We start from the raw sequence: 342 nt of genomic DNA, 5'->3' as shown, positions 1-342 counted from the left end.
CGTACCAGATGATGTCATCTTGACCGCCTTGACTAGACCAAATAGGCAACTTCACTGTCTTCACACCCTTGGTCGAGCTGACATTCGTCACCACCACATCAAAACCTTGCGAAGTCTTGTTTTCAATGTGAATCGTGCCAGTCACGCTGTATTTGGGTTCTTCCACCTTAGTCGTAGTACCCGTTACACCCTGCAAACTACTGTCCGACTGAACATAGTACATGTGAATGTTGTACTCGCCACGATTATTTTTATGACGACGAATGTCCACACTCAACTTATAGGTGCCGTCATTTTGCTTAGCAGCGTCGTACCAGATGATGTCATCTTGACCGCCTTGAC

At 46.5% G+C, this 342-nt stretch carries 1 protein-coding gene; it reads right to left on the bottom strand.

The window, feature by feature from the left end; genetic code table 11:
* On the bottom strand, positions 1–342 hold a 342-nt coding region (locus tag HMPREF3249_RS06805), incomplete at both ends, for a GBS Bsp-like repeat-containing protein (RefSeq protein ID WP_180363198.1).

Source organism: Streptococcus sp. HMSC36C04 (assembly GCF_001839535.1).
Taxonomy (GTDB): Bacteria; Bacillota; Bacilli; order Lactobacillales; family Streptococcaceae; genus Streptococcus; species Streptococcus hominis.
Note: the sequence above shows the minus strand (reverse complement) of the source record. Positions and strands in the feature narration are given on the sequence as shown.